Annotated in this window: 25 protein-coding genes; 16 read left to right on the forward strand and 9 right to left on the reverse strand. The window is 72.4% G+C overall.

The window, feature by feature from the left end:
- Positions 1 to 272 precede the first annotated feature (272 nt).
- Genes dnaK through HF519_RS13800 form a run of 4 tightly spaced genes read left to right on the forward strand, consistent with a single transcriptional unit; the run spans position 273 to position 4,556 of the window.
- Positions 273 to 2,141 (forward strand): molecular chaperone DnaK, encoded by a 1,869-nt coding sequence (gene dnaK / locus HF519_RS13785; protein WP_169413330.1) that lies wholly within the window; start codon positions 273 to 275, stop codon positions 2,139 to 2,141.
- Positions 2,138 to 2,848 (forward strand): nucleotide exchange factor GrpE, encoded by a 711-nt coding sequence (grpE, locus tag HF519_RS13790; protein ID WP_169413331.1) that lies wholly within the window; start codon positions 2,138 to 2,140, stop codon positions 2,846 to 2,848. Before dnaK ends, grpE begins: the two co-directional genes overlap by 4 nt.
- 29 nt (positions 2,849 to 2,877) lie before the next feature.
- The gene (dnaJ, locus tag HF519_RS13795; protein ID WP_169413332.1) at positions 2,878 to 4,080 is read left to right on the forward strand and encodes a molecular chaperone DnaJ; all 1,203 of its coding nucleotides are present in this window, start codon (positions 2,878 to 2,880) and stop codon (positions 4,078 to 4,080) included.
- Between the two features lie 14 nt (positions 4,081 to 4,094).
- Entirely contained in the window at positions 4,095 to 4,556 is a 462-nt protein-coding gene (locus HF519_RS13800) for a heat shock protein transcriptional repressor HspR (protein WP_169413361.1), read from the forward strand.
- A gap of 69 nt (positions 4,557 to 4,625) precedes the next feature.
- On the opposite strand, the gene HF519_RS13805 is transcribed toward HF519_RS13800, so the two are convergent.
- The gene (locus HF519_RS13805) at positions 4,626 to 5,798 is read right to left on the reverse strand and encodes a globin domain-containing protein (RefSeq protein ID WP_169413333.1); all 1,173 of its coding nucleotides are present in this window, start codon (positions 5,796 to 5,798) and stop codon (positions 4,626 to 4,628) included.
- Between the two features lie 224 nt (positions 5,799 to 6,022).
- Here HF519_RS13805 and HF519_RS13810 point away from each other — a divergent pair, with 224 nt between their 5' ends.
- The 5 genes from HF519_RS13810 to pyrE all read left to right on the forward strand — a co-directional run bounded on the left by HF519_RS13810 (position 6,023) and on the right by pyrE (position 12,217).
- Positions 6,023 to 6,871, forward strand: a complete 849-nt coding sequence (locus tag HF519_RS13810) for a pyridoxamine 5'-phosphate oxidase family protein (RefSeq protein WP_312860096.1) — start codon at positions 6,023 to 6,025, stop codon at positions 6,869 to 6,871.
- Positions 6,872 to 7,009: 138 nt separating this feature from the next.
- Positions 7,010 to 9,631, forward strand: a complete 2,622-nt coding sequence (clpB, locus tag HF519_RS13815) for an ATP-dependent chaperone ClpB (RefSeq protein ID WP_169413334.1) — start codon at positions 7,010 to 7,012, stop codon at positions 9,629 to 9,631.
- A gap of 451 nt (positions 9,632 to 10,082) precedes the next feature.
- The gene (locus HF519_RS13820) at positions 10,083 to 10,742 is read left to right on the forward strand and encodes a TtfA family protein (RefSeq protein ID WP_169413335.1); all 660 of its coding nucleotides are present in this window, start codon (positions 10,083 to 10,085) and stop codon (positions 10,740 to 10,742) included.
- 90 nt (positions 10,743 to 10,832) lie between these two features.
- Complete coding sequence (locus HF519_RS13825) at positions 10,833 to 11,606, forward strand: SDR family NAD(P)-dependent oxidoreductase (RefSeq protein WP_169413336.1); 774 nt, start codon at positions 10,833 to 10,835, stop codon at positions 11,604 to 11,606.
- A gap of 41 nt (positions 11,607 to 11,647) precedes the next feature.
- Positions 11,648 to 12,217 carry an orotate phosphoribosyltransferase gene (gene pyrE / locus HF519_RS13830; protein ID WP_169413337.1) on the forward strand — a complete coding sequence of 190 codons (570 nt, stop codon included), beginning with the start codon at positions 11,648 to 11,650 and terminating at the stop codon, positions 12,215 to 12,217.
- A 25-nt stretch (positions 12,218 to 12,242) separates the two neighbouring features.
- Here the strand turns inward: pyrE and HF519_RS13835 are convergent, their stop codons facing one another.
- Both HF519_RS13835 and HF519_RS13840 read right to left on the reverse strand, forming a co-directional pair.
- Positions 12,243 to 13,163, reverse strand: coding sequence for a DUF4142 domain-containing protein (locus HF519_RS13835; RefSeq protein ID WP_169413338.1), 921 nt, complete (start codon positions 13,161 to 13,163; stop codon positions 12,243 to 12,245).
- A 24-nt stretch (positions 13,164 to 13,187) separates the two neighbouring features.
- Complete coding sequence (locus HF519_RS13840) at positions 13,188 to 14,510, reverse strand: ferredoxin reductase family protein (protein ID WP_169413339.1); 1,323 nt, start codon at positions 14,508 to 14,510, stop codon at positions 13,188 to 13,190.
- A 390-nt stretch (positions 14,511 to 14,900) separates the two neighbouring features.
- On the opposite strand from HF519_RS13840, the gene HF519_RS13845 reads away from it, so the two are divergent.
- The 3 genes from HF519_RS13845 (at position 14,901) to HF519_RS13855 (ending at position 18,768) form a co-directional block, all read left to right on the forward strand.
- Positions 14,901 to 15,590, forward strand: coding sequence for a hypothetical protein (locus tag HF519_RS13845; RefSeq protein ID WP_169413340.1), 690 nt, complete (start codon positions 14,901 to 14,903; stop codon positions 15,588 to 15,590).
- Entirely contained in the window at positions 15,587 to 17,983 is a 2,397-nt protein-coding gene (locus tag HF519_RS13850) for an AAA family ATPase (protein WP_169413341.1), read from the forward strand. Before HF519_RS13845 ends, HF519_RS13850 begins: the two co-directional genes overlap by 4 nt.
- A 101-nt stretch (positions 17,984 to 18,084) precedes the next feature.
- Positions 18,085 to 18,768, forward strand: coding sequence for a TrmH family RNA methyltransferase (locus tag HF519_RS13855; protein WP_169413342.1), 684 nt, complete (start codon positions 18,085 to 18,087; stop codon positions 18,766 to 18,768).
- Between the two features lie 9 nt (positions 18,769 to 18,777).
- On the opposite strand, the gene HF519_RS13860 is transcribed toward HF519_RS13855, so the two are convergent.
- Both HF519_RS13860 and HF519_RS13865 read right to left on the reverse strand, forming a co-directional pair.
- Entirely contained in the window at positions 18,778 to 19,416 is a 639-nt protein-coding gene (locus HF519_RS13860; protein ID WP_169413343.1) for a DJ-1/PfpI family protein, read from the reverse strand.
- Positions 19,417 to 19,429: 13 nt separating this feature from the next.
- Positions 19,430 to 20,410, reverse strand: a complete 981-nt coding sequence (locus HF519_RS13865; protein WP_312860097.1) for a GlxA family transcriptional regulator — start codon at positions 20,408 to 20,410, stop codon at positions 19,430 to 19,432.
- A 153-nt stretch (positions 20,411 to 20,563) separates the two neighbouring features.
- Between HF519_RS13865 and HF519_RS13870 the strand changes: the two genes are divergently transcribed.
- The gene (locus tag HF519_RS13870) at positions 20,564 to 21,634 is read left to right on the forward strand and encodes a glycoside hydrolase family 76 protein (RefSeq protein ID WP_169413345.1); all 1,071 of its coding nucleotides are present in this window, start codon (positions 20,564 to 20,566) and stop codon (positions 21,632 to 21,634) included.
- A 12-nt stretch (positions 21,635 to 21,646) separates the two neighbouring features.
- Here the strand turns inward: HF519_RS13870 and HF519_RS13875 are convergent, their stop codons facing one another.
- The 4 genes from HF519_RS13875 to HF519_RS13890 form a co-directional block, all read right to left on the reverse strand.
- Positions 21,647 to 22,366 (reverse strand): DedA family protein, encoded by a 720-nt coding sequence (locus tag HF519_RS13875; protein WP_169413346.1) that lies wholly within the window; start codon positions 22,364 to 22,366, stop codon positions 21,647 to 21,649.
- A gap of 68 nt (positions 22,367 to 22,434) precedes the next feature.
- Positions 22,435 to 23,091, reverse strand: a complete 657-nt coding sequence (locus HF519_RS13880; RefSeq protein WP_169413347.1) for a DedA family protein — start codon at positions 23,089 to 23,091, stop codon at positions 22,435 to 22,437.
- A gap of 28 nt (positions 23,092 to 23,119) precedes the next feature.
- Positions 23,120 to 23,389: a hypothetical protein gene (locus tag HF519_RS13885; RefSeq protein WP_169413348.1), complete on the reverse strand. Its 270-nt coding sequence runs from the start codon at positions 23,387 to 23,389 to the stop codon at positions 23,120 to 23,122.
- Positions 23,390 to 23,426: 37 nt separating this feature from the next.
- Entirely contained in the window at positions 23,427 to 24,044 is a 618-nt protein-coding gene (locus HF519_RS13890) for a SigE family RNA polymerase sigma factor (protein WP_169413349.1), read from the reverse strand.
- A gap of 100 nt (positions 24,045 to 24,144) precedes the next feature.
- Between HF519_RS13890 and fbaA the strand changes: the two genes are divergently transcribed.
- From fbaA to HF519_RS13905, 3 genes are read left to right on the forward strand one after another with little or no spacing between them, the layout of a single operon-like run.
- Entirely contained in the window at positions 24,145 to 25,179 is a 1,035-nt protein-coding gene (gene fbaA / locus HF519_RS13895; RefSeq protein WP_169413350.1) for a class II fructose-bisphosphate aldolase, read from the forward strand.
- A 56-nt stretch (positions 25,180 to 25,235) separates the two neighbouring features.
- Complete coding sequence (locus HF519_RS13900) at positions 25,236 to 25,649, forward strand: DUF3151 domain-containing protein (protein ID WP_169413351.1); 414 nt, start codon at positions 25,236 to 25,238, stop codon at positions 25,647 to 25,649.
- Positions 25,650 to 25,667: 18 nt separating this feature from the next.
- Entirely contained in the window at positions 25,668 to 26,807 is a 1,140-nt protein-coding gene (locus HF519_RS13905) for an FUSC family protein (protein WP_312860098.1), read from the forward strand.
- The last annotated feature ends 43 nt before the right edge of the window (positions 26,808 to 26,850 follow it).

The following is a 26,850-nucleotide window of genomic DNA, read 5'->3' on the forward strand; positions in this document are numbered from 1 at the left end:
CCCCGGAACCCCGACTCGCGCTCGCGCAGACCCCGACTCGCGCTCGCGCAGACCCCGACTCGCGCTCGCGCAGACCCCGACTCGCGGGGAAGTTGAGTGTGGTGGGAACAAGGTCGCCTTCCGGGTCGTTGGGCGAATCGGGATCAAGTTGAGCGAGGCCGACTCAAGCCGGGTTTGACGGCGGGGGCAGGATCTTGTAGAGACTTGAGTCAAGGCAACTCAAGAACGCCGCAGCAACTTCACATCAGCAGTAACACACGGAGGCAACCACCATGGCTCGTGCGGTCGGTATCGACCTCGGGACCACCAACTCCGTCGTCGCCGTCCTGGAGGGTGGCGAGCCGACGGTGATCGCGAACTCCGAGGGTTCGCGCACCACCCCCTCGGTCGTGGCGTTCGCGCGCAACGGCGAGGTCCTCGTCGGGCAGTCGGCGAAGAACCAGGCCGTGACGAACGTCGACCGGACGATCCGTTCGGTCAAGCGTCACATGGGCACGGGCTGGTCGACGGACGAGATCGACAGCAAGAAGTACTCCGCGCAGGAGATCAGCGCGCGCGTGCTGCAGAAGCTCAAGCGTGACGCCGAGTCCTACCTGGGTGAGGAGATCACCGACGCGGTGATCACGGTCCCGGCCTACTTCGAGGACGCGCAGCGCCAGGCCACCAAGGAGGCCGGCCAGATCGCGGGCCTCAACGTGCTGCGGATCGTCAACGAGCCCACCGCCGCCGCGCTGGCCTACGGCCTGGACAAGGGCGAGAAGGAGCAGACCATCCTGGTCTTCGACCTGGGTGGCGGCACCTTCGACGTCTCGCTGCTGGAGATCGGCGAGGGCGTCGTCGAGGTCAAGGCGACCAACGGCGACAACCACCTCGGTGGCGACGACTGGGACGAGCGGATCATCAGCTGGCTCGTCGACAAGTTCAAGTCCGCGCAGGGCATCGACCTGACCAAGGACAAGATGGCCATGCAGCGGCTGCGTGAGGCCGCGGAGAAGGCCAAGATCGAGCTGTCCAGCAGCTCGAGCGCCACGATCAACCTGCCGTACATCACGGTCGACGCGGACAAGAACCCGCTGTTCCTGGACGAGACGCTGTCGCGTGCGGAGTTCCAGCGGATCACCTCCGACCTGCTCGACCGCACCCGCGCCCCGTTCAACCAGGTGGTCAAGGACGCCGGCATCTCCGTCGGCGAGATCGACCACGTGGTGCTCGTCGGTGGCTCCACCCGCATGCCCGCCGTCACCGACCTGGTCAAGGAGCTGACCGGCGGCAAGGAGCCCAACAAGGGCGTGAACCCGGACGAGGTCGTCGCCGTCGGCGCCGCCCTGCAGGCTGGTGTGCTGCGCGGTGAGGTCAAGGACGTCCTGCTGCTCGACGTCACCCCGCTGTCCCTGGGCATCGAGACCAAGGGCGGCGTGATGACCAAGCTCATCGAGCGCAACACCACGATCCCGACCAAGCGTTCGGAGATCTTCACGACGGCCGACGACAACCAGCCGTCCGTCCAGATCCAGGTGTTCCAGGGCGAGCGCGAGATCGCGGCGTACAACAAGAAGCTCGGCATGTTCGAGCTGACCGGTCTGCCGCCGGCCCCGCGGGGCGTGCCGCAGATCGAGGTCTCCTTCGACATCGACGCCAACGGCATCGTGAACGTCTCCGCGAAGGACCTGGGCACCGGCAAGAGCCAGGCCATGACCATCACCGGCGGATCCGCCCTGGGCAAGGACGAGATCGACCGGATGATGCGCGAGGCCGAGCAGCACGCCGAGGAGGACAAGCGCCGCCGCGAGGAGGCCGAGGTCCGCAACCAGGCCGAGTCGCTCGTCTACCAGACGGAGAAGTTCGTCAAGGAGAACGACGAGAAGCTCCCCGGTGACGTCAAGGACGGAGTGAACGCCGCCCTCGGCGAGGCCCAGGAGGCCTTGAAGGGCACCGACACCGACGCCATCAAGGCCGCCATGGAGAAGCTCGCCACCGAGTCGCAGAAGCTCGGCGCCGCGCTCTACCAGCAGCAGGGCGCCGACGGTGCCGCTGCCGCGGGTGCTCCCGGTGACGCCGGCGCGTCGAGCCAGCAGGCCGACGACGTCGTCGACGCCGAGATCGTGGACGAGGACGACAAGAGCGACGGAGCCAAGAAGTGACCTCCCCCTACGACGGTCCCAACGGAAACGCGGGGGTCGACGGTGAGGGCGAGCGGATCGTCGTGCGCGACCGGCGCCGGATCGACCCGGTGACCGGAGAGGTCCGCACCCCGGGCGGCGAGACGCCGCCCGGGCCCTCCGGCCCGGCCGAGTCCTCTGCGGACGCCGCGCCGGCCCCCGAGGCGAACCCCGAGCTCGCCGAGCTCGCGGCGCAGGTCGCCGAGCGCACGTCCGACCTGCAGCGCGTCACGGCCGAGTACGCCAACTACCGGCGCCGGGTCGACCGGGACCGGGAGGGCGTTCTCGTGGGCGCTCGCGTGCACTTCGTGTCCGAGCTGCTCACCGTGCTCGACGACCTCGACCGCGCGGAGGCGCACGGCGACCTGACCGGCCCCTTCAAGTCGGTCGGGGACAAGGTCGTCGGCGTGGTCACCAAGCTCGGCCTGGAGGCCTTCGGCGAGGAGGGCGAGCCGTTCGACCCGTCCCTGCACGAGGCCGTCCAGCACGAGACCGCCGCCGACGCCGGCACCGGCCCGACGGTCACCGTCATCTCGACGGTGCTTCGCCGGGGCTACCGGATGGCCGACCGGGTGCTGCGTCCCGCGATGGTCACGGTGGTGGACCGGGCCGAGCAGCCCGGCACCGCACCCGCGACCGGCACCGAGGGCACCGCGGCGGCCGAGCAGCCACCCACCGACCCGGCCTGAGCTGATCTGACATCGCGAGAGGAGGCGGAGTGACCCAGCGCGACTGGATCGAGAAGGACTTCTACCGCGAGCTGGGCGTCGACTCTGGCGCGTCTGCGGACGAGATCAAGAAGGCCTACCGGAAGCTCGCCCGTGAGCTGCACCCGGACGCCAACCCGGGCGACGCCAGGGCCGAGGCGCGGTTCAAGTCCGTGTCCGAGGCCTACGGCGTGCTCTCCGACGACAAGAAGCGCCGCGAGTACGACGAGACGCGGGCGCTGTTCGCCGGCGGAGCCTTCTCGGGCGGCCCGGGCGCCGGCGGCTTCCCCGGCGGCGGCTTCGGCACCGGTGCACAGAGCTTCGACCTCGGAGACCTGTTCGCCCGGTCCGGTGCCGCCGGCCCGGGTGGCGCCGGTGGGCTCGGCGACCTGTTCGGCGGGCTGTTCGGCAACCGGGGCGGGGCCACGGGCGCCCGCACCACCGCGAACCGGCCGCAGCGCGGCGCCGATGTGGAGAGCGAGCTGCGCATCGACTTCATCGACGCCGTTCGCGGTGCCGAGGTGCAGATCCGGCTGTCCTCCCCCGGCCGCTGCGATCGCTGCGGCGGGACCGGGGCCCGGCCGGGCAGCACGCCGCGGACGTGCCCGACCTGCAACGGCGTCGGGCTCGTCAGCACCAGCCAGGGGGCGTTCGCGTTCTCCGAGCCGTGCCGCGACTGCCGCGGCACCGGCCGCATCATCGACGACCCGTGCGCGGAGTGCGGCGGCGACGGTGTGGCGACCCGGACCCGGACCCTGACCGTCCGGGTGCCGGCCGGCGTCGACGACGGGCAGAAGATCCGGCTGGCCGGTCAGGGGGAGCCGGGCCGCGGCGGCGCCCCGGCGGGAGACCTGTACGTCAAGGTCCACGTCACCCCGCACCGGATCTTCGGCCGGTCCGCCAAGAACGCCGACGACCTGACCCTGAAGGTCCCGGTGACCTTCCCGGAGCTGGCGCTGGGCGCCACGCTGACCGTCCCGACGCTGGACGGGACGGTGTCGCTCAAGGTCCCACCGGGCACGGCCAGCGGCCGGACGCTGCGGGTCCGCGGGCGCGGTGTGCAGCGGCGCAACGGCAAGACCGGTGACCTGCTGGTCACGGTCGAGGTGGCGGTCCCGGCCAGGCTCGACGACGCGGCCACGGAGGCCCTGCAGGCCTACGCGGACGCGACGAAGTCCTTCGACCCCCGGGCCGAGCTGCTCGGCGGGAGGTGATCGGTGCGATGAGCATGCGGCCCCCCGCGGGCGGCGCGCCGGACGAGTCCACCGTCCTGCCGCCGGGCGCCAGCCCCGACAGCCCGGTGTTCGTCATCTCGGTGGCGGCGGAGCTGGCCGGGCTGCACGCCCAGACCCTGCGCAGCTACGACCGGCTGGGGCTCGTCAGCCCGGGCCGGTCCGCGGGAGGCGGGCGTCGCTACTCGGCGCGCGACATCGCGCTGCTCCGCGAGGTGCAGCGGCTGTCGCAGATCGACGGTGTGAACCTGGCCGGCATCAAGCGGATCATCGAGCTCGAGCAGATGGTCGACGAGCTGCGGAGCCGCGTCGAGGAGCTCACCGAGGAGCTCGCCGCCGCCCAGGCGGCGGCCGAGCACGCCGCGGCCATGGTCCACCAGTCCTACCGGCGCGACCTCGTGCCGGTCGACCGGCGCTCCGCGCTGGTGGTCTGGCGGCCCAAGCCCCGCCCCGAATAGACACCCGACAGCCTCGCCCCGCTCATCGGCTTCCGATGGGCGGGGCGAGGCTGTTCGTCGTGGTCGGGGTCAGTCAATGGTGAACGGGTCGTACGTGATGCGGTCGAGCGGCGTGCCCGCGACCAGCATCCGCGACACCGTGGCCCGGATCATCGATGGCGACCCGCACACCAGCACGTCGTGGTCGGCCCACGCGCCGTAGCGCGTGACCACGTCGGCGAGGGTTCCGTGCTCCGCACCCGACGCGCCGTCGTCCTTCTCGACGACGGGGATGACGTCCAGCCACGGGTTGCTGTACGAGAGCTTGCGCAGCGCGCCGAAGTCGTACAGGTCCTCCCAGGTGCGGCCGCCCAAGAAGACCTGGGTGCGGGGCTGGTCCGCCTGCCGGCCGAGGTCGTCGAGCAGCGCCTTGATCGGGGCCATCCCGGTACCCCCGGCGACCATGAGCAACTCGCGCCCGGTGCCCTGGTTGATGCTCATGCGGCCCATCGGCGGGCCGATCCGCCAGGTGTCGCCGATCCGGGAGTGCGCCACGATGGCCCGGCTGACCCAGCCGTTGGTCACCGCGCGCACGTGGAACTCGAGGGTCCCGTCCTCCCGCGGCGCGTTGGCCGGCGACAGGTAGCGCCACAGCCGGGGACGCTGCGGGGTCTCCACGCTGAGGTACTGGCCGGCGCGGTACGGGATGGGCTCGCTGGTCTGGACGGTGATCACGGCGAGGTCCCAGCCGACGCGCCGGTGGTCGACCACGCGGCCCATCCAGGACGCGGGGCCACGCTCGGCATCGGCCGCGACGCTCATCGCCTCGGCGGACAGGTCGTAGGCGTCACGCCACGCCTTGGCCACCGGAGGGGTCCAGGCGTCACCCGCGAAGGTCTCGACCGCGCTGAGCAGCGCGTCGCCCACCGCCCCGTAGTGCTCGGCGAGGACCCCGAACTTGCGATGGTCCCGCCCGAGCTGCTGCAGGAAGGGGATCAGCTCGTCGGGCTGGTCGACCATCTGCACGACGTGCACCAGGGCCCGCAGCAGCCGGCTGCGCTGCACCTCCATGTTGACCGGGAAGAGGTCCCGGGTGTCGGGCGCGGTGGAGAAGAGCGTCGCGTAGAAGTGGCGACCGATCTCGTCGGCCCGCTCCTCCATCCCGGCCCAGCTGGCCCGGATGGTCTTGACCGTTCTCGATGCCTCGGTCGCCGGGAAGAAGGCCGCGGGGAGGTCGGCGGCGAGCAGCTGTTCGGCGGTCATCGGTGGCCGACACCCTCCTCGATAGTGCTCCCTCGGGATGGCGACCCGCGCCGGACGGCGGCCGGGCCCAGGGCCTTCGGCGCGCGCGGCACTACACCGGTCATGTTCATCCGTTCGGGGACGGCGGTCACGCGGAGTGATACCGCTAGTGGTATCAGCAATCAAGCGTAGCGCCTGGAGATGCCGGGGATGACTCCCTGGGTACGGACTGGCACGGTGAGGACGTGCCGTTCCGAACATCCGCCCTTCTGCGCCCCGTCTCGACGCGGCGCCGTGGCATCTCCGTCGCCGCCGTCCCGCCACCGTCGATCACCCTGGAAGGGCAGGTAGAAGGCCCTGTCGACGTGCGCCCAGGGTCCGCAGGAGAGCATCTGCTGCAGTGCGCCTTCGGGACCCAGGACCGCGCCGACCGGTTCTACGCCGAACAGTTGCGCGACCGACTGCTGCCGCGCATGGTCGAGTTCATCACCCGAATGGACATGCTCTTCGTCGCGTCTTCGGATACGCAGGGTGAGTGCGATGCCTCGCTGCGCGCCGGTCCGCCCGGGTTCATCCGGGTGCTCGACGACCGGACGCTGGCCTACCCCGAGTACCGCGGCAACGGCGTGCACGCCAGTCTCGGCAACATCAGTGAGAACGCCCACGTGGGTCTGCTGATGGTCGACTTCGTCTCCGACCTGATCGGGCTGCACGTCAACGGCACCGCCCGGATCGTCGAGGACGCGACCTTCCGTGCCGAGTTCCCCGAGGTGCACGGTGAGCAGGTGCCGGGACGGCGGGCCGAGCGCTGGGTGGTGGTCGGCGTCGAGGAGGCCTACATCCACTGCCGCAAGCACATCCCGCGGATGGAGCGGCTCTCGCAACGCCGCGAGTGGGGCACCGACGACCCCGCGCGCAAGGGCGGGGACTACTTCCACGCCAAGGGCACGGCCGCGGTCGCGCCCGGCTCCGAGCGGCGGTCCTACCCGCCGCTGCGCCGGCGGTTCCCCAGCACCACGCACCTGAGCAGTGGCTCCGCCCGGGCACTGCGACCCCGTCCCGCCGAACCGGCTCGGCGCGTCCTGCCGGGCTGACCGGATCGGGTGTACTGATCACGAAACTCGTACCTGAGCGGAACAGACTCAACTTTCCTGACGTTGGTCCGGTAGAGGATCACACCGGGCGAGGGGCACGATGGTGCCCAGCGACATGACGACGCAGGAGGACGGGGGATGGACTCCTTCAACCCCACCACGAAGACACAGCAGGCGATCTCGGCGGCGGTGCAGGCAGCCACTCTCGCCGGCAACCCCGACGTCGGCCCCACGCACCTGCTCGGCGCGCTGCTCGCCCAGGGCGACGGCATCGCCGCGCCGCTGCTCGCCGCCGTCGGAGCCGACGCCGCGGCCGTGCGCGCCGAGCTGACCAAGCTCGGCAACCGGCTGCCCTCGGCCGCCGGTTCCACCGTGAGTGCCCCCCAGCTCAGCCGCGATGCGCTGGCCGCTATCACCGCCGCCCAGCAGCTGGCCACCGAGATGGGTGACGAGTACGTCTCCACCGAGCACCTGCTCGTCGGGCTCGCTTCGAGCGGCGGCCCGGTCGCCGAGCTGCTGCGCCGCAACGGGGCCACCCCCGAGGCGCTGCGCGACGCGTTCACCACGGTGCGCGGCTCGTCCCGGGTGACCAGCCCGGACCCCGAGGGCACCTACCAGGCGCTGGAGAAGTACGGCGTCGACCTGACCGGGCGGGCGCGCTCCGGCGAGCTCGACCCCGTGATCGGCCGCGACACCGAGATCCGCCGCGTCGTCCAGGTGCTGTCCCGGCGGACCAAGAACAACCCGGTGCTGATCGGCGAGCCGGGCGTCGGCAAGACCGCGATCGTCGAGGGCCTGGCCCAGCGGATCGTGGCGGGCGACGTCCCGGAGTCGCTGCGCGGCAAGCGGGTCGTCGCGCTGGACCTCGGCTCGATGGTCGCCGGCGCGAAGTACCGCGGCGAGTTCGAGGAGCGGCTCAAGGCCGTCCTCAAGGAGATCACCGACTCCGCGGGCCAGGTCATCACCTTCATCGACGAGCTGCACACCATCGTCGGTGCGGGCGCGACCGGCGAGGGCGCGATGGACGCCGGCAACATGATCAAGCCGATGCTGGCCCGCGGTGAGCTGCGGATGGTCGGCGCGACCACATTGGACGAGTACCGCCAGCACATCGAGAAGGACCCGGCCCTGGAGCGCCGGTTCCAGCAGGTGCTGGTCGGCGAACCGTCCGTCGAGGACACCGTCGGCATCCTGCGCGGTCTCAAGGAGCGCTACGAGGTGCACCACGGCGTGCGGATCACCGACGCCGCGCTGGTGGCTGCCGCGACCCTGTCCGACCGCTACATCACCGCGCGGTTCCTCCCGGACAAGGCGATCGACCTCGTCGACGAGGCCGCCTCGCGGCTCCGGATGGAGATCGACTCCCGGCCCGTCGAGATCGACACCGTGGAGCGGGCCGTGCGCCGGCTCGAGATCGAGGAGATGGCGCTGGAGAAGGAGTCCGACGCCGCCTCCGTCGACCGGCTGGCCGCGCTGCGTGCCGAGCTCGCCGAGAAGAAGGAGGAGCTCGCCGCCCTGACCGCGCGCTGGCAGAACGAGCGCGGCGCGATCGAGTCGGTGCGCGAGCTCAAGGAGCAGCTCGAGGCGCTGCGCGGGGAGTCCGAGCGGGCCGAGCGCGACGGCGATCTCGGCCGGGCCGCCGAGCTGCGCTACGGAAAGATCCCGGGGATCGAGAAGCGGCTCGACGAGCTGACCGCGGCCGGGGCGCCCGCCTCGGGCGACGTGATGCTCAAGGAGGAGGTCGGCCCGGACGACGTGGCCGACGTCGTCTCCGCCTGGACCGGGATCCCGGCCGGCCGGATGCTGGAGGGTGAGACGGCCAAGCTGCTGCGGATGGAGGACGAGCTGCGCAAGCGGGTCGTCGGCCAGGCCGACGCCGTGCGCGCGGTGTCCGACGCCGTGCGCCGGGCCCGGGCCGGGATCGCGGACGAGGACCGTCCGACCGGCTCGTTCCTGTTCCTCGGCCCCACCGGCGTCGGCAAGACCGAGCTGGCGAAGGCGCTCGCGGAGTTCCTGTTCGACGACGAGCGGGCCATGGTCCGCATCGACATGAGCGAGTACTCCGAGAAGCACAGCGTGGCCCGGCTCGTCGGCGCCCCGCCCGGCTACGTCGGCTACGACCAGGGCGGGCAGCTCACCGAGGCCGTGCGCCGCCGTCCGTACACGGTCGTGCTGTTCGACGAGGTGGAGAAGGCCCACCCGGACGTGTTCGACACGCTGCTGCAGGTGCTCGACGACGGACGGCTCACCGACGGCCAGGGCCGCACCGTCGACTTCCGCAACACCATCCTGGTGCTCACCTCGAACCTCGGGTCGCAGGCGATCGCCGATCCCGCGCTCGACGAGCAGGGCCGCAAGGACGCGGTGATGGCGGTGGTGCAGCGCCACTTCAAGCCGGAGTTCCTCAACCGGCTCGACGACGTCGTGGTCTTCCACGCGCTGTCCACCGAGGAGCTCACGTACATCGTGGACATCCAGCTCGGTGTCCTCGAGCGTCGACTGGCCAAGCGCCGGCTCACCCTCGATGTGACCGACGCGGCCCGCGAGTGGCTGGCGATGAACGGGTTCGACCCCGTGTACGGGGCTCGGCCGCTGCGCCGGCTCGTGCAGTCGGCGATCGGTGACCAGCTGGCGAAGGAGCTGCTCTCCGGATCCGTCCGCGAGGGCGACACCGTGCAGGTCGACCTCGACCCGTCGGCCGGCGGCGGCACCGGCGGCCTGACCGTCGGCCCGGCACTGCCCGTCGCCGCCACCCAGTAACCCCGCGAGTCGCGGTATCGCCGCCACCCAGTAACCCCGCGAGTCGCGGTATCGCCGCCCGCGAGTCGCGGTATCTACGCCCGCGAGTCGGGGTGTCGTCGCTCGCGAGTCGGGGTGTCGCCGGGCGCGTGTCGGGGTGCTCCTGCGCGCGAGTTTCGAGTCGTCGTCGGCAGGCCGGCGTCGGCACCGGACTTGCAGCGCGGTCGGCACCCCGACACACGCGCCATCACCCAGCCTCGCGCATGGGATCACCGCGACTCGCGCGGAACCACCGCGACTCGCGCGCGGAACCACCGCGATTCGCGCGCGGGATCACCGCGACTCGCGCGCGGGATCACCGCGACTCGCGCGCGGGATCACCGCGACTCGCGGGGTGATCACCCGGTAGACCCCATCTGGGTGATCGTGGCGCTACCGCACGTCGCAGGACCACGGGTCTAGGCTCCGTGACGTGGGAATTCCGGCGTCGGTGTGGTTCCTCATCGCCCTGGTCGCGCTGCTGGTCGGCGGCGGCCTGCTGCTGGCCGATCGGGCCCGGGGCAGCGACGGCATGCGCGATCGCAAGCGCTGGGCCGCGTTGCGCGGGTGGGAGTACCTGGACAGCGATCCGGTGCTGCCCAGCCGCTGGCGCTACGGCACGATCCACCAGGGCGGGCCCGGGGTCGCCCGCAACCTGGTCAGCGGCTCGGTGCCCACCCCCGACGGACCGCGCCAGGCCTACGTCTTCGACCACGAGCAGGCCGGCCGGATCGGCTCGGTTCTCGCCGCCGTGCAGGTCCAGACACAGCTGCCCGCCGCGGTGGAGCTGCGGCTGCCGTCGGCCCCCCTGCCCGACGACGCCGGCCTCGACCTGCTGGAGCCGGTCGGGGACCGCTACGCCTTCGTCTCCGACGCCGAGGCGGTCAAGCCGCTGCTGACCAACCGTCTCGCCGACGCCGGCAACGCGATCGGCGACGACGTCGAGCTGCTGTGGGCCGAGGACTCCTGGGTCCTCGCGGCCGCCCCGGCGGACTCCAGCCCCGAACGCCTGCAGGACCTGCTCGCCGACATGGCCGAGGTGGCCACCGCACTCGAGCAGGGGCAGGGCGCCCGGCACCGCATGGGCCGCTGACCTGCGCCGTCGCCGCTCGAAGGGCCGGTCGGCCGGGGCGGAGGGAGATCACCGGCCGCGCCGTGCAGCGCGGCGGCTAGTGTCCCGGGCGTGCCCACCGCCCTCATCACCGGAGCCACGGCCGGCATCGGAGCCGCGTTCGCGGCCCGGCTGGCCGCCGACGGCCATGACCTTGTCCTGGTCGCGCGTGACGTCGAGCGGCTCGAGGCCACCGCCGTCCGCCTGCGTGCCCGCGGGGTCACGGTGCAGGTGCTGCCCGCCGACCTCGCCGATCGGGCCGGACGCGAGCGGGTGGCCGCACGGCTCACCGACCCCGACGTCGCCCCGGTCGACCTGCTGATCAACAACGCCGGGTTCGCGCTCAGCACCGGCTTCCTCGAAGCGGACGCGGACGCCCTGGCCCGTCAGCTCGCGGTCAACGTGACGAGCGTGCTGGAGCTGACCCGGGCGGCGCTGCCCGGGATGGTCGACCGCCGCCGCGGCGCGGTGGTCAACGTGTCGAGCGTGGCCGGCTTCCTGGCCGGGCGCGGCTCCACCTACAGCGCGGACAAGGCGTGGGTCACCACGTTCACCGAGGGTGTCGCGGCGTCGGTGGCGGGTACCGGGGTGCGTGCGCTGGTGCTCTGTCCGGGATTCGTGCGTACCGAGTTCCACTCCCGGGCCGGTATCGACGTCGGCGAGCGGACCGGCCCGCTCTGGCTCGACGCCGACCGGGTCGTGGACGAATGCCTGGCCGACCTGGCCCGGGGCCGGGTGCTCTCCGTGCCCAGCCCGCAGTACAAGGCGATCGTCGGCCTCGTCGACGTGCTGCCACGGGCGCTGCTGCGTCGGCTCACCGCCCGGTTCGACCGGGACCGCACATGAGCGAGCCCGGCCGCGCCGCCCGCCGTCGAGAAAGAGGAACCATGAGCATCGATGACACCGAGCGTGAACGGCTGGCGGCACTGGTCCGTGAGCTGGGAGTGATCCACGAGCGGGTCACGCTGTCCTCCGGAGCCGAGGCCGACTACTACGTGGATCTGCGCCGGGTGACCCTGCACCACGAGGCCGCGCCGCTGATCGGCCGGTTGCTGCGGGTGCTCACCGCGGACTGGGACTACGACGCCGTCGGCGGGCTCACCCTCGGCGCCGATCCGGTCGCCACCGCCATCCTGCACGCCACGGCCGCCGAACGGGCCGCGGCGCCCGAGACGCCACCGATCGACGCCTTCGTCGTCCGCAAGGCGACCAAGCAGCACGGCATGCAGCGCCAGGTGGAGGGCCCCGACATCGCCGGTCGCCGGGTGCTCGTCGTCGAGGACACCTCGACCACCGGCGGATCCGTGCTCACTGCGGTGAAGGCGGCCCGGGAGACCGGCGCGACCGTGGTCGGTGTCGTGACCGTCGTCGACCGCGACACCGGGGCCAAGGAGGCGATCGAGGCCGAGGACGTCCCCTACCGCGCGTTGCTCGGGCTGGCCGACATCGGCCTGTGAGCAGCGGCCGGCGGTGGATCCGGGGTCAGGACCGCCGCCGGCCCGACATCGCCTCGTCCTGGTCGAGGGACCGCAGCGGGTCGACCGATCTGCCCAGCGGGTACTGCGATGTCGCGTTGCGGCCGATCGAGTGCCGAGGCCCCTGCTCGGGCGCGAGCCGGGGGGCGGGCAGCACCACCTCCGAGCTGGTGCGGCGGCCGTCGCGGCGGTCGCTGCGGCGCTCACCCTGGCGCCCGCGCAGGGTCCGGAGCAGCCCGATGACGGTCCCGACCAGCCCCAGGAAGACGATCCCCGGCACGACCAGATCGCTGACATCGCGGTTGGCCAGCGGCGCGGGTGTCGTCTCGAGCTGCGGTTCGGGCAGTGCCTCGTAGTCGACCAGCCCGGTGCTCTCCAGGTGCTCGATGTGCCGGGCGACGAAGACCTGGGCGATGTCGGCGAAGTCGCGGATGGCCTGGTTGCGGGTCCCGGTGCGGACCTGGGCGATCACCGGCAGGACCGTTCCGTGGGCCTGGCGGAGCCGGTTGACGGCGACCCGGTCGTACTGCGACCCGGTCTGAGCCGCGATCTCGGCCATCCACCCCTGCTGCTGGTCGCTGGGCAGGCTGGGCAGGACCACCCCGAGCTGTCCTGCCGTCGCCCGCACGATGCCGTCCAGCTCGGTGTGCTCGGCGGCGAGGATGCCGCCGAGCTCGCGGACGTCCTCGCTCGTGGCCTGCTGCTGCATCTGCTGACCGGTCGGGATCTCCCAGAGCCCGGCCTGCCGGACCTTGACCAGCAGCTCGCGGTCGGCCGGGCCGAGTACACCGGTCTCGGTCTGTACCCGGCGATCCGAGAAGCCGGAACCAGGCCCGAAGGTCCAGGACTGGAACACCGACGCCGCCACGGCGACGATGATCGCGGCCAGGACGCTCCAGCGGACGGCTCGGGGGATGCGCCGCAACATGGGACTGCCTTCCTGCAGGTGATGTCAGACCATTCCGAACAGCTCGGTGTGGATCCGCTCGGCGGGAACGCCCAACGCATCGAGGGCGTCCAGGGCGGACTCGACCAGTGACGGCGGCCCGCAGATGAAGTAGTCGAGATGATCACGGCGGAAGTCGCCCGGGAGCACGGTTGCGAGCAGCGCGCCGTCGATGCCGCCGGTCTCGCCCTCCCAGCCGGCCGGGGGCCGGCGCAGCACCTCGATGACCTCGAGGTCGATCTTGCGGCGCATCTCCGCGAGCTCGCTGCGGAACAGCAGGTCGGCGGGCGTACCGGCGACGACGATGAACTTGTGCGGGCGCCGGTCCCGGCGATGGGCCAGGGTGCGCATCATGCTCATCATCGGCGTCACGCCCACCCCGCCGGCGATCAGCACCAGCCCGCTGGAGGTGACGAAGTCGGCGGTGAACGAGCCGTACGGGCCGTCCACCCACACCGAGCTGCCGGGCTGCAGCGCCCGGATCTGCTCGGTGAAGTCGCCCGCGTGCCGGATGGTGAACTCCACGGACTGGTGCTGGTGGGCGCCGGAGGCGATCGTGAACGGGTGCTCCTCCGCGGCGGTGCGCTCCAGCCGTAACCAGGCGAACTGGCCGGGCGCGAACTGGAGGGCCGGGGCGGTCCCGGCGCGCCGCCGGGGTTCGAGCACGAGGGTGCTGATCGACGGGTTCTCCGGGCGGACCTCGCGGACCAGGAACTCCGACGCCGGGTCGAGCATGGACCGCCACACCCAGCGCATCGTGAACACCCCGAGCAGGAGCATGCCGAGCAGGACCAGCACCGGGCCGATCACGCCGTCGAGGACGAGATGCTCGAGCCACCAGACGTGCAGCGCCGAGAACCCGAGCACGGCCGTGGCCAGCACGAGGTGCAGCCATCGCCAGGTCTCGTAGGGCAGGCCGAGGCGCTCCCGTCGGGCGGTCAGGGGCACCAGCGCGGCCAGCGCCAGCGAGGCGGCCGTGGCCGCCTGCGCCCGGGGCGGTGCCGTGAAGATGTTGAGCAGGGCGATCTTCGCCGGATCGGCCGCGATCACGAAGGCCAGGTGCGTGGCGATGAGCACGGCCGTCAGGACGCCGAGATAGCGGTGGATGCCGATCACGTTCTCGATGCCGAACGCCCGGGTCAGCGACCGCATCCGCGACGGCAGCGCCGCCGTGCAGATCAGCGCGGAGAGCGCCAGCAGCCCGGTGATGATCGAGAGCTGGCGCCAGAGGCCCATGGGCTCGGCTCGGGGGAGCCACAGCAGCACCGGACCGAGCAGCACGGCCAGCAACACCGCGGTCCACCCAGCCTGGGCCGTCGTCCGACTCACAGCGGGGGACCGTATGCAACGCCCCGGCGATCCGAGCCGAAGCTGAGAGATCAGCGGCCCGTGGTCGCCCACGTTCCGGGTCACCGTCGACGAGCGGCGCCCGATTGCTCCGAACGTCGTGGCAATTGCGCCGTTCGCTCTGTAACACCCTCAGGTTGGCCGTGGATCTTCTCAGCGAGCCGACCGTTCGTCGACGGAACGATCACCGCCGGCGCAGTCGAGGCAACCTCAGCCGCTCCCGCTGCCCGTCGTACCTGTCGGCTCCGACAGGTCCTCCATGGGCCGAACGGTGGGTTCGGAGCGCGGATGATCGCAGCCTGATCGGTGCAGTCCCGCAGCGGTTTCGTGGCGCATACTTCAGGTCACGGATGGGTCACGGCGGGAGGTCCGATGGCTATCCTGACTGGTAAGAGCGCTATGCGCGGGTGGTCTGGACTGTCCGTCGTGGTCTTCGTGATCCTGGCCGGATTCGGGCTCGTCGGCTGCGGAGCGCCTGCGTTCACCTACGTGACCAACTCCGGCGACCGCACCTATCTCAAGGTTCCGGCCAGCTGGCAGCAGATCGACAGCCAGGAGCTCGCCCGGGCGATCGGCGTGGACCCCTCCTCCGGCGGCCAGGCGGGCCTCTGGATGGTCGGCTACGACGCCGACATCAGCCCGTCGCCGGTGCACCTGTTCGGTCCGCACACCCCGGCGCCCGCGGTCTTCGTCGGCGTGAAGGCGATCCCGCCCGCCGCCCGCGGCCAGCTCTCGCTGGACACGCTGCGCGACATCTTCTACCCCGTGTCACCGACGGCGCGCCAGCAGCTCGGCATGAGGGCCACGTCCACGAAGACGGACTTCGCGCTGCTCGCGGACGAGGTGCTCACCCCCGGGCACGGGTTGCGCGGGGTGCACGTCGTCTACCGCTACCGGCAGGCCACCGGGCCCGCGCAGATCGTCGATCAGACCGGCTACCTCAACGACGACGCCAGCAAGCTCTACGTCGCGTTCGTGCGCTGCTCCAGTGAGTGCTACCAGCAGCGTCAGCAGGAGATCCAGAACGTGGTGTCCTCATTCACCGTCCGGGAGACCCCATGACCGCTCCGGCAGCACCGCAACCGGAGGGCCTGAGCCCTCCGGACCCCCACGAGCCGGGTCCGTCCCGGCCCCGGCCGACCCGCAAGAAGATGTCACCGTGGGACCGCATCCGGCTCCTGCTGCTGTTCGTCGTCGCCTTCCTGGTCGTGGTGTGGGCGGCGATGGCGGACAACCCGCTGCTGCCGTTCGCCGACTCCGTGCGCATCGAGGCCGTCGAGACCCGGTGGCTGCTGTGGCTGGCGGGCCTCGAGCTGCTCCGCCAGCTGCACTTCCTCGTCTGCGAGCACTGGTCGGGCTACCACCGGTTCTGGAGCGAGCGGGTGTTCGGCGGTATCGACCGGCTGCTGCGCAGGCGGTTGTCCGACTGGACCCGGTTCCGCCTGGGCCGGCTGCTCAAGATCGCGGCCTTCCTCGCGGTGTTCGCCCTGGTCGCGGCGCAGATCCTGGGCACCTCGCCGGTGCTCGCCCTGTTCCAGCTGCCGGCGTTGGTGTGGTCGGCGATGCCGTTGATCCTGCAGCTGGCGTTCGCGTTCTTCTTCATCGCGTTCCAGTTCATCGGCCTGTTCTGGCTGCTGTCGCGCGGCGGCATCGACACCTACTACCCCGACGACATCAAGACCCGCTTCCGCGGCGTCTGGGGCCAGGACCACGTCGTCGAACGGATCAAGGAGAACATCCTGTTCCTGGAGAAGCCCGACGAGATCGAGCGCAAGGGCGGCTACGTTCCCGGCGGCATCCTGCTGTGGGGACCGCCCGGCACCGGCAAGACGCTGATGGCCGAGGCGGTGGCCGGCGAGACGGGCCGACCGTACGTGTTCGTCGATCCCGGCGCGTTCATCAACATGTTCATGGGCATCGGGATCCTGAAGGTCAAGGTGCTGTTCCGGAAGCTGCGCAAGCTCGCCCTGCGCTACGGCGGGGTCATCGTCTTCTTCGACGAGGCGGACGCGCTGGGCAACCGCGGCACGCTGGCCCAGGTCGGGCCGGGTGGGGGACGCGGCATCGGGCACCGGCCCCCGTTCCAGCCGACCGGCTGCCACGGCCACACCTACCTGTCCGGGCAGACCCGGTGGCTGCTCGCCCGCGAGGCGCTCAGCAGCGCCCCGTCCGAGGAACCGGACACCCGCCGGAGTCGCTTCATGATGGGCGGGCTGGCCGGCGGCGGGGCGGGATCGGGCACCTTGCAGGCCCTGCTCACCGAACTGTCGGGGTTGAAGAAGCCGCGCGGGCTGATCAACCGCTGGGGACGCCGGGCGCTGGGCATGCGGCCCAAACCACCGCCGCAGTACCGGATCCTGGTCATGATGGCGACCAACATGCCGGAGGCCCTCGACGAGGCGCTGCTGCGGCCGGGGCGCATCGATCGCATCTACAAGGTGGGCTATCCGAGCAAGGCCGGCCGGATCCGCACCTACCAGGGCTACTTCGACCAGGTGCCGCACGAGATCACCGCCGACCAGCTCGACAAGCTGGCCACGATCACGCCCTATGCAACCGGCGCGACGATCAAGGACCTGGTCAACGAGGCACTGATCATCGCCATCCGCGACGGCCGCGACGTCATCACCTGGCGCGACGTGATCCGGGCCAAGCAGCTCAAGGACCTCGGCCCGCCCGAGGACGTCGAGTACATCGAGCGGGAGCGGCACGCCGTCGCGATGCACGAGGGCTGCCATGCCGTCGTCGCGTTCCGGGTGCGCCAGCACATGGAGATCGATCTCGCGACCATCGAGAAGGGCAGCGACTACCTCGGCATGGTCGCCAGCATCCCGCCCGAGGACCAGTTCACCCGGTGGCGCTCGGAGTTCGAGGCCGACATCCTCGTCTCGCTCGCGTCGCTGGCCGGGGAACGGATGTTCTTCGACGGCGACTCGTCGTCGGGTGTGTCCGGCGACCTCGAGTCGGCCACCACCCTGGCCTCGTTCATGGAGGGGTTCTGGGGGATGGGTTCGACCGTGTCGTCGTACTCGACGGCACGGCGGCTCGAGGTGGGCAGCCCGGGCGGGCGCGGTGGGGCCGGCAAGCAGGCCGAGACCCCGGAGGCGGTGGTCCGCACGGCACTCGCCGACCGTATCGAGGACCAGCTCTCGGTGCTGCTGGAGCGGGCCGAGGCGATCCTGCGGGACAACCGCTCCGCGGTGCTCGCCATCGCGCACGCCCTGGAGACGCACAAGACGCTCTCCGGCGAGGACGTCGAGGCGGTGCTCGAGGGCAGGCCGGGGACCGCCGTCGACGGCCGGATCTACACCGATCCGCAGTTCGCGAACCTGCTGGAGGAGTACCACGCGGCGGCGGTCGGGGCGCACCACGGGCACACCGCGGTCCAGCTCACCCTGCCCGGCGTGCGCCGGGAGGAGGCCACCACGGCGGCCGCCGCCCAGCACCCCCAATAACCCGCGAGTCGGGGTATCCACGCGGGCGAGTCGGGGTGATCCCGCGGACTCGCGGAGCACGTGCCGCGGAGCCGCCGCTCACGTCACGGCATCATCGGGACGTGACCGACCAGCGCACGACCACCGATCCGGACCCCGCCGGACCCACGGAGTGGACCGTCCCCGGCCAGGTCGGCGTCGGGCCCTGGCCGGGCGGCCCGGCGGCGTGGCCCGACGACGATCGGTACGACCCCGAACTGCTCGAACACGGCGACCGGCGCAACGTCGTCGACGCCTACCGCTACTGGCGGCGCGACGCCGTCGCCGCCGACCTCGCCGCCCGCGCGCACGGCTTCCACGTGGCGATCGAGAACTTCGGCCACGACCACAACATCGGCACCGTCGTCCGCACGGCCAACGCGTTCGCCGCGGCGGCCGTGCACATCGTCGGGCGGCGCCGGTGGAACCGCCGCGGCGCGATGGTCACCGACCGTTACCAGCAACTGCACCACCACGCCGACATCTCCGAACTCGCCGGGTTCGCGGCCGGTCTCGGCCTGACGATCGTCGCGGTGGACAACACGCCCGGGGCGGTCCCGTTGGAGACCACGTCGCTGCCCCGGGACTGCATGCTGCTGTTCGGCCAGGAGGGGCCGGGGCTCACCGCCGAGGCCCGCGCGGCCGCGGGGCTGACCGTCTCGATCGCCCAGTTCGGCTCCACCCGGTCCATCAACGCCGGGGTCGCGGCCGGGATCGCGATGCACGCCTGGGTGCGCCGCCACGCCGACCTGCACCGGGCCTGGTGACCGGCCGGCTCAGGACCTCGAGGTCCAGTACTCGGCCACCCGCTCCATGACCTCGGCGGAGACCTTGCGCGGGTGGCCGGCGTCGAACGGCGGCTGCGGGTCGTACTCGATGAAGACCTGGGCGGCCTGCGCGGCGACGTCGTCGACCAGCAGTTCGACCAGCCGGATCGCCATGTCGATGCCGGCAGAGACCCCGGCGGCGGTGATGATCCGGTGCTCGAGGTGCTCCACCACGCGCGTCTCGACCGGGGTGGCGCCGGTCCGGGCGAGCAGCTCGGTGGCGCCCCAGTGTGTGGTCGCGGCGAGCCCGTCGAGCAGCCCGGCCGCGCCGAGCACCAGCGACCCGGTGCACACCGAGGTGGTGAACCGGGTCGTGGGGTGCGCCGCCCGGACCCAGTCCACGACGTCACCGCCGTGCGCGAAGGCCCGGGTGCCGACCCCGCCGGGCACGACGATCACGTCGGGTCTCGGGAGCTCGTCGAAGGCGGCGTCCGCGGTGAGTCCCAGGAAGCCGTTCTCGGTACGCACCTCGCCCCGCTGCGCGCCGACGAAGGTGACGTCGATGGACGGCACGCGCTGCAGCACCTCGTAGGGCCCGATCGCGTCGAGCGCGGTGAGCCGGGGAAACAGCGGGATGGCGACCTGCACAGGGATGTCCTCTCTACGGAGCCGGTGGGGTGAAGCGGCGGCGGTAGTGGTCGGGGGCGACACCGAGCCGGCGCAGGAAGGCCCGTCGCATCGTCTCGGCGGACCTGAACCCGGACCGGGTGGCCGCGGCCGTGACGGTGACGGGCGCGGACTCCAGCAGCCCGCGGGCGGCCTCGACGCGGACCCGCTCGACGTAGTCCCCGGGCGGCGTCCCGACGAGCCGGGTGAACTCGCGACTGAAGTGCCGCGCACTCATCCCGACCCGCGCGGCCAGCACCGGGACCCGCAGGTCGGACGTGGGCTCGGCGTGGATCAGGTCCTGCGCCGCGCGCACGGACGGCCGGGGCGCGGGCGGGGACCACACCGGGCTGGCGAACTGGCTCTGCCCGCCGGCCCGGCGGACGAACATCACCAGCTCCCGGGCGATGTGCTGGGCCACCTCGGCGCCGTGGTCGGCCTCCACGAGCGCGAGCGCGAGGTCCATCCCGGCGGTCACCCCGGCCGCGGTCCAGATCCGGCCGGACCGGATGAAGATCGGATCGGGGCGGACGTCGACGTCCGGGTAGGCCTCGGCCAGCCGGGCGGTGAAGCGCCAGTGCGTGGTGGCCGGGTGCCCGTCGAGCAAGCCGGCCGCGGCCAGCAGGAACGCTCCGGTGCAGACCGACACCACCCGGTCGGCCCGGGCCGCCGCCTGCCGGATCCAGTCGACGAGCGGTGCGCCGGCCCGCCGCGCGCCCGGACCGCCGGGTGCGAGCAGCGTGCCGATGGCACCGCCGGCCGGCAGCGCCGCCGTGGCGGTGAGGTGCAGCCCGCTCTCGGCGACCACCGTCCCGGGCTCCGCCGCGACGAGTTCGACCTCGTAGGCGGGCGGCGCGCCCGGCCCGGCCCGGCCGGCGAGCAGCGCGGTGGCACCCATGAGCACCTCGTGCGGGCCGACCACGTCGAGCGGCTGAACGCCGTCGAAGAGCGGGATCAGGACCCGGTGGGTGCGCACGCGTCCACGGTGGCCGGGCGGCGTGATGGCGTCAACGACGGGCATCCCTCGGATTCAGCCATCCAGCGCTGTCCGGCGCCATCCGAGCGCCACCGCAGCCGGCCACCGGGATGAACCGGGCAGGACCGAACCGATCGGTGCGATGATCCGGCGGTGACGGAATCGTGGGCGGACCGTGCGGCGGCCGCCGAGCGCGCCGTCACCGATCGGCACCTGCGCCGCCTCTGCGGCGTGCTGCCCGGGACCCGGATCGGACGGATCCGGTGGCCGCGGCCGACGCCGATCCGGCCCTGGCCGTGGCACTACTGGTGGCAGGCGCACCTGCTCGACTGCCTCGTCGACGCCCAGCTGCGCGCGCCGTCGCCCCGCCGCGCGTCGGACATCGCGGCCCTGACCCGGACGGTGTGGTTGCGCAACCTCGGACGCTGGACCAACGACTACTACGACGACATCGCCTGGTTCGGACTCGCCGTGCAGCGCGCGGGCGCGCTGGCCCGCCGGTCCGGTCCGCGGGCGCTGGCTGCGGTGTCCGCGCAGCTGCGCGCCGGGTGGACCCACCACGGCGGCGGCGGGATCTGGTGGCGCCGGGGCGACGACTTCAAGAACGCCCCCGCGAACGGGCCCGCCGCGATCCTGCTGGCCCGCGACGGCCAGGTCGGGCTCGCGGCGTCGATCACCGACTGGATGGCCGAGGCGCTGGTCGACCCGGCGACCGGGCTGGTCCGCGACGGGATCCGGGTCGATCCCGACGGGTCGGTGCGGACCGTCGAGTCCACCACGTACACCTACTGTCAGGGCGTCTACCTGGGCGCCTGCGTCGCGCTGGCCGAACGGGACGGCGCACCGCGGTGGGCGGAGCGGGCGGGCGCGCTGCTCGACGCGGTGACGGCCAGGATGGCCGGGCCCGACGGGGTCATCCCCGGTTACGACGACGGCGGCGACGGCGGGCTGTTCAACGGCATCCTCGCGCGCTACCTCGCCGACGCGGCCCGCCGGCTCCCGAAGCTCGCGCCCGCTGCCCAGCGGCTGGTGCTGGCGAGCGCCGACGCGGCCTGGGCCGGGCGGGCCAAGGCCACCGACGGATCCGGTCCGGTGTTCGCCCAGGACTGGCGGCGCCCCGCCCGCCGGCCCGGCCCGGGCACCCCGGAGGCCGACCTGTCGGTGCAGCTCTCGGGTTGGATGCTGCTCGAGGCCGCCGCGGACGTGGAGCGCGCGGCCGGCTGAGCGGGCGGGCGCTCAGCGCCGGCCGTCGCGCATGGCCCCCCGGTCGACCAGCTCGTCCTCGGGCAGCGGCTCGTCGGTGTCCACCGGCCGGCGCATCTCCTGCCAGTAGCGGAACAGGCCGTACCCGGTGCCGATCACGAAGAATCCGATCGCGCCGACCGCCGAGGCCGTCTTGAGCCACGGGATCGAGTCGAGGAGCCCGGCTCCGTAGTAGCCGAGCATCATCAGCGTCGGCACCCAGAGCACCGCGCCGACCGCGTTGGCCAGGATGTAGCGGCGGTTGTCCATCCGGGCCGCCCCCGCGATCATCGGCGCCAGCGTGCGCACCCACGGCACCCACCGGGCCACGACGATCGACCAGAAGCCCCAGCGCTCGAAGAACCTGCCGGCCCGCTCCAGGTTGGCCCGGTTGAGGATCCGGCCGTCCTTGCGGGCGAGGATCTTCGTCCCGGTGTAGCGCCCGACCAGGTAGCCGACCTGGTTGCCGACGACCGCCACCACCGCGGCGCTGATCGCGAGACTCCACGCCCCGGCCTCGTGGCCGTGCTGGGCGAGCACCACCCCGGCCGCGATGAGCAACGAGTCACCCGGCAGGAAGAGCCCGACGATGAACGCGCACTCCAGGAACACGAATGTGAGCACCACGAGCCACACCGTGACGGGGCCGGCGCTCTGCAGCGGCCCCGCGGCGAGGTTCGAGGTGGCGGCCGCGAGGGCCGGCGTCGTGGTCACAGGTCTCCAGGGTAGGTACCTCGTCCGTCGCCGGGTACGGCTCCTGCGTTACGGGCGGGCCGACCCGCTCAGGCGGGACGGTGTCCCGGCCGGCGGGCCCGGACGAGCTCGACGACGATCGGCAGCAGGGAGATCAGCACGATCAGGATCAGCATCGCCTCGATGTTGTTCCGCACGAACGCGAACTGGCCGAGCCAGAAACCGAGCACGGTCACCCCGGCGGCCCAGGCCACCCCGCCGAGGAGCGAGTAGGTGAGGTAGCGGCGTGAGTCCATCCGGCCGACACCGGCCATGACGGTGATGAACGTGCGCACGATCGGCACGAAGCGGCCGAGCACGATCGCCCGGTTCCCGTACCGGTCGAAGAAGCCCTGGGTCTTCACCACGTGCTGTGGCTTGAACAACCGCGACTGCGGGCGGTCGAAGATCGCCGGTCCGGCCTTGCGGCCGATCCAGTAACCGGTCACGTTGCCGACGAACGCGGCGACGACCAGGATCACGCAGACCGCCCACAACGGCGTCCTGATCGCGCCGTTGGCGACGAACAGCCCCGCGGTGAACAGCAGCGAGTCACCGGGCAGGAAGAAGCCGAGCAGCAGGCCGCACTCGGCGAACACGATCAGAGCAAGGCCGACCAGCGCCCACGGGCCCAGCCAACTGATGATCGTGTCGGGCTTGAGCCATTCCGGGCCGAGCGCAAGGGTGCCGGCGGCGAGGTGTGTCACGGCACAGGACCGTACCGGTCCCGGCCGCTCACCCGAGCGGTGGCAGCAAACCCGGAACGAGCACCGACAGCAGCGCCAGCGCGCATCCGAGCACCGCACCGGCCAGGAACGCGACGACCAGGGCGCGGCCGGCCTGGGCGAGCGGTGGTGCGGGGCGGGCGGCCCCGGTCCGGCCGCCCGGTGACACGGGACGCGGGGCCGGGGCCGGGGCGTACGGCGGGGGCGCGCCACCCGGCCGACCGGCCTGGGTCGCGCGCGCCCGCAGCGCCTCGCTCAGACGCTGCTCCGACTCGTCCATTGGGCTCCCCGCAGACATCGTGGGTGTTCCGGCCCCGTCATCTTCCCCCGGCGCGCCCGGCCATCACCCGGGCCACCGTGTCGAGCGCCCGACTGGCCGTCGACTTGACGGTGCCGCGGCTGATCCCGGTGGCCTCGGCGATCTCCGCCTCCGACAGCCCGCCGTAGTAGCGCAGCACGAGCACCTCGCGCTGTCGCGGGGGCAGCGTGCCGAGCGCGTCGACCACCGCCTGGTGCTCGGCCGAGAGCATCGCCAGCGACTCCGCCGATCGGGCGTTGACCTGGTGCGGTGGCACGTAGTCCCGCGCGGTGCGGCGGCGGCGCAGCACCGATCGCGAGCCGTTGACGACCGCCGTGCGCAGGTAGCCGACCGCCGCGGCCTCGTCGCGCAACCCGCTCCAGTGCCGGTGCAGCCCGGCGAACGCCTCCTGCACGACGTCCTCGGCGGTGCCCGGCTCGTCGACCAGCAGAACCGCCAGCCGGATCAGGCGCACCCGGTGGTCGCGGTAGAGGTCGGCGAGGGTGCGGGGCGCGACGGCGCCCGCCGACTCCCGGGCCGGGGCCGCGGCGGGCACCGTGGGGTCGGGTCGGCTGTCGATCCGCCGCAACCGACCCAGTGTCTGTTCGACGGCACTCTCGATCCCGTCGAAGGCCACCCATCCACCCTATCGGCGTCCGTATCCGCCGACCGGGGTATCCGGAGCAGGGTGCGGGATACTGACCGGCGAAAGCCGCGGACATCGAGGAGGCCGACACATGCCGATCGCCACCCCCGAGATCTACAACCAGATGCTGGACAGCGCCAAGGCAGGTGAGTACGCCTACCCGGCGATCAACGTGACCAGCTCGGAGACGCTGAACGCCGCGCTGCGCGGGTTCGCCGAGGCGGAGAGCGACGGGATCATCCAGGTCTCCACCGGAGGTGCGGAGTTCCTGTCCGGGACCAAGGTCAAGGACATGGTGACGGGCTCGGTGGCGTTCGCCGAGTTCGCGCACGTGGTCGCCGCCAAGTACCCGGTCAACGTGGCGCTGCACACCGACCACTGCCCCAAGGACAAGCTGGACAACTTCGTCCGGCCGCTGCTGAGCATCAGCCAGGAGCGGGTGGCGCGCGGGGAGAACCCGCTGTTCCAGTCGCACATGTGGGACGGTTCCGCGGTCGAGCTGGAGGAGAACCTCGAGATCGCCGCCGAGCTGCTCGAGCTCGCGAACAAGGCGCGGATCATCCTCGAGGTGGAGATCGGCGTCGTCGGCGGCGAGGAGGACGGCGTCGCCCACGAGATCAACGAGAAGCTCTACACCACCGAGGGCGACTTCGCGCGCACCGTCGAGGTGCTCGGCGCCGGGGAGAAGGGCCGCTACCTGCTCGCGGCGACCTTCGGCAACGTGCACGGGGTCTACAAGCCCGGCAACGTCAAGCTCCGCCCGGAGATCCTCAAGCTCGGCCAGGAGGTCGCGGTCCGCAAGCTCGGCCTGGCGCCGGGTGCCAAGCCGCTCGACCTGGTCTTCCACGGCGGGTCCGGCTCGCTGCTCGAGGAGATCCACGAGGCGCTGAGCTACGGCGTGGTGAAGATGAACGTGGACACCGACACCCAGTACGCGTACACGCGACCGATCGCGGACCACATGTTCAAGAACTACGACGGCGTGCTGAAGATCGACGGCGAGGTCGGCAACAAGAAGACCTACGACCCGCGCAGCTACGGCAAGCTCGCCGAGGTGTCGATGGCCGACCGCGTCGCGCAGGCCTGCGAGAACCTGCGTTCCGCCGGCCGGATGGTGGCCGGCTGAGCCCCGGTCCCGGAACCCGCGGCGCGCGGCCGCGGGTTCCGGGGCAGGATGACCGCATGTCTCTGCACGGCAATCTTCTCGGCCCCGAGCCCACGCTGCTGCCGGTCGACCCGGCGGCCGCGGCCCTCGACGACGGCGCCGACCCCGTCGAGGTCGCGGCGTCGAACCCGACGTCCAGCATCGCGTGGGCCACGCTGGCCGAGGCGGCGCTGGCCGACGGCCAGACGATCGCCGGCTACGCCTTCGCCCGCACCGGATACCACCGCGGTCTCGACCAGCTGCGTCGGGCGGGCTGGAAGGGCTTCGGTCCGATCCCGTGGGCGCACGAGCCCAACCGCGGGTTCCTGCGCGCGCTGGCCGCACTGCTGCGCGCGGCCGAGGCCATCGGGGAGTCCGACGAGGTCGCGCGGATCCGGACGTTCCTGGCCGAGTCCGACCCGGAAGCCCCCGCCGCGCTCGGCGTGAACTGACCCTGCTCGGACCGCCCTGTGAGTGCCAGGCTCCCGCCGTCCGGCCGGCGGCGCCTGCGCGCCGGGCTGCAGAGGCGGACCCGCCGGTTGGGGATGTCGGCGCTGCCGATCCTGCAGTGCGCCCTCGCCGCCGGGATCTCCTGGTGGGTGGCGCACGACCTGGTCGGGCACGAGCGGCCCTTCTTCGCCCCGATCGCCGCGGTGATCAGCCTCGGGGTGTCGCTCGGGCAGCGGCTGCGCCGGGTGGTCGAGCTGGTCGTCGGGGTCAGCGTCGGGATCCTGGTCGGTGACCTGCTCATCTCCCAGATCGGCAGCGGCGCCTGGCAGCTCGTGATCGTGGTCGCGCTGGCCATGGCCGTGGCGGTGTTCGCCGACGGCGGGGCGCTGTTCGTCGCCCAGGCGGGGTCGTCCGCGGTCCTGGTCGCGACGCTGCTGCCGCCCGGGGAGACCGGTGGCGTGGACCGCTGGGTGGATGCGCTGATCGGCGGCGGGATCGGTCTGCTCGTGGCAGCGGTGCTGCCGTCGGACCCGGTCGGCCCGGTGCGCCGCGAGGCCCGCGCGGTCCTCGACGAGCTGGCCGCGGTCCTGTCCGGGACCGCGGAAGCGCTGCGCGACCGCGACGTCGAGGCGGCGGGCCGGGCGCTGCGCCGCGCCCGGCGGAGCCAGCCGCTGATCGACAGCCTGCGGGCGGCCCTGAGGTCGGGCCGGGAGGTCACCACGGTGGCGCCGATGCACCGGCCGCGGCGCCGCACGATGGGCCGGTACGCCGAGCTCGTCGACCGGGCCGACTACGCGATGCGCAACGCCCGGGTGCTCGCCCGTCGCGCGTACACCGCCCTCGGCGACGACGAGCCGGCCGCCAACGCGCTGCCCGACGCGATCTCATCGCTCGCGAGGGCGGTCGGCCGGCTGGGCGACGAACTGGGGGCCGAGGGCGACCGGACCCGCGCCCGCGAACCCGTGCTCGACGCGGTCCACGACTCCCCGGTGCTGTCCGACGCGACCGCGGCCCGGCTCGGGCCGTCCGAACAGGTCATGGCGGCCCAGGCCCGCTCCATCGCCCTGGACCTCCTGCAGGCCACCGGCATGCCCCGCGACGAAGCCCTCCAGGCCCTCCGCGCCGACCCGAACCCGCCCGACCGCGTCGTGGAGTCCTGACGCGCTGCCAGCGGGCCCGGAAGCGCGTTGTGGAGCCTTGACG

Origin of the sequence: Pseudonocardia bannensis, from assembly GCF_012911875.1 — a bacterium.
Lineage (GTDB): Bacteria > Actinomycetota > Actinomycetes > Mycobacteriales > Pseudonocardiaceae > Pseudonocardia > Pseudonocardia bannensis.

Coding starts and splice junctions, on each gene's coding strand:
- dnaK (WP_169413330.1), top strand. CDS start 273: ATGGCTCGTGCGGTCGGTATCGACCTCGGGACCACCAACTCCGTCGTC.
- HF519_RS13835 (WP_169413338.1), bottom strand. CDS start 13,163: ATGTTGCGGCGCATCCCCCGAGCCGTCCGCTGGAGCGTCCTGGCCGCG.
- HF519_RS13850 (WP_169413341.1), top strand. CDS start 15,587: ATGACCGCTCCGGCAGCACCGCAACCGGAGGGCCTGAGCCCTCCGGAC.
- HF519_RS13885 (WP_169413348.1), bottom strand. CDS start 23,389: ATGGACGAGTCGGAGCAGCGTCTGAGCGAGGCGCTGCGGGCGCGCGCG.
- HF519_RS13805 (WP_169413333.1), bottom strand. CDS start 5,798: ATGACCGCCGAACAGCTGCTCGCCGCCGACCTCCCCGCGGCCTTCTTC.
- HF519_RS13900 (WP_169413351.1), top strand. CDS start 25,236: ATGTCTCTGCACGGCAATCTTCTCGGCCCCGAGCCCACGCTGCTGCCG.
- fbaA (WP_169413350.1), top strand. CDS start 24,145: ATGCCGATCGCCACCCCCGAGATCTACAACCAGATGCTGGACAGCGCC.
- clpB (WP_169413334.1), top strand. CDS start 7,010: ATGGACTCCTTCAACCCCACCACGAAGACACAGCAGGCGATCTCGGCG.
- HF519_RS13800 (WP_169413361.1), top strand. CDS start 4,095: ATGCGGCCCCCCGCGGGCGGCGCGCCGGACGAGTCCACCGTCCTGCCG.
- HF519_RS13845 (WP_169413340.1), top strand. CDS start 14,901: ATGGCTATCCTGACTGGTAAGAGCGCTATGCGCGGGTGGTCTGGACTG.
- pyrE (WP_169413337.1), top strand. CDS start 11,648: ATGAGCATCGATGACACCGAGCGTGAACGGCTGGCGGCACTGGTCCGT.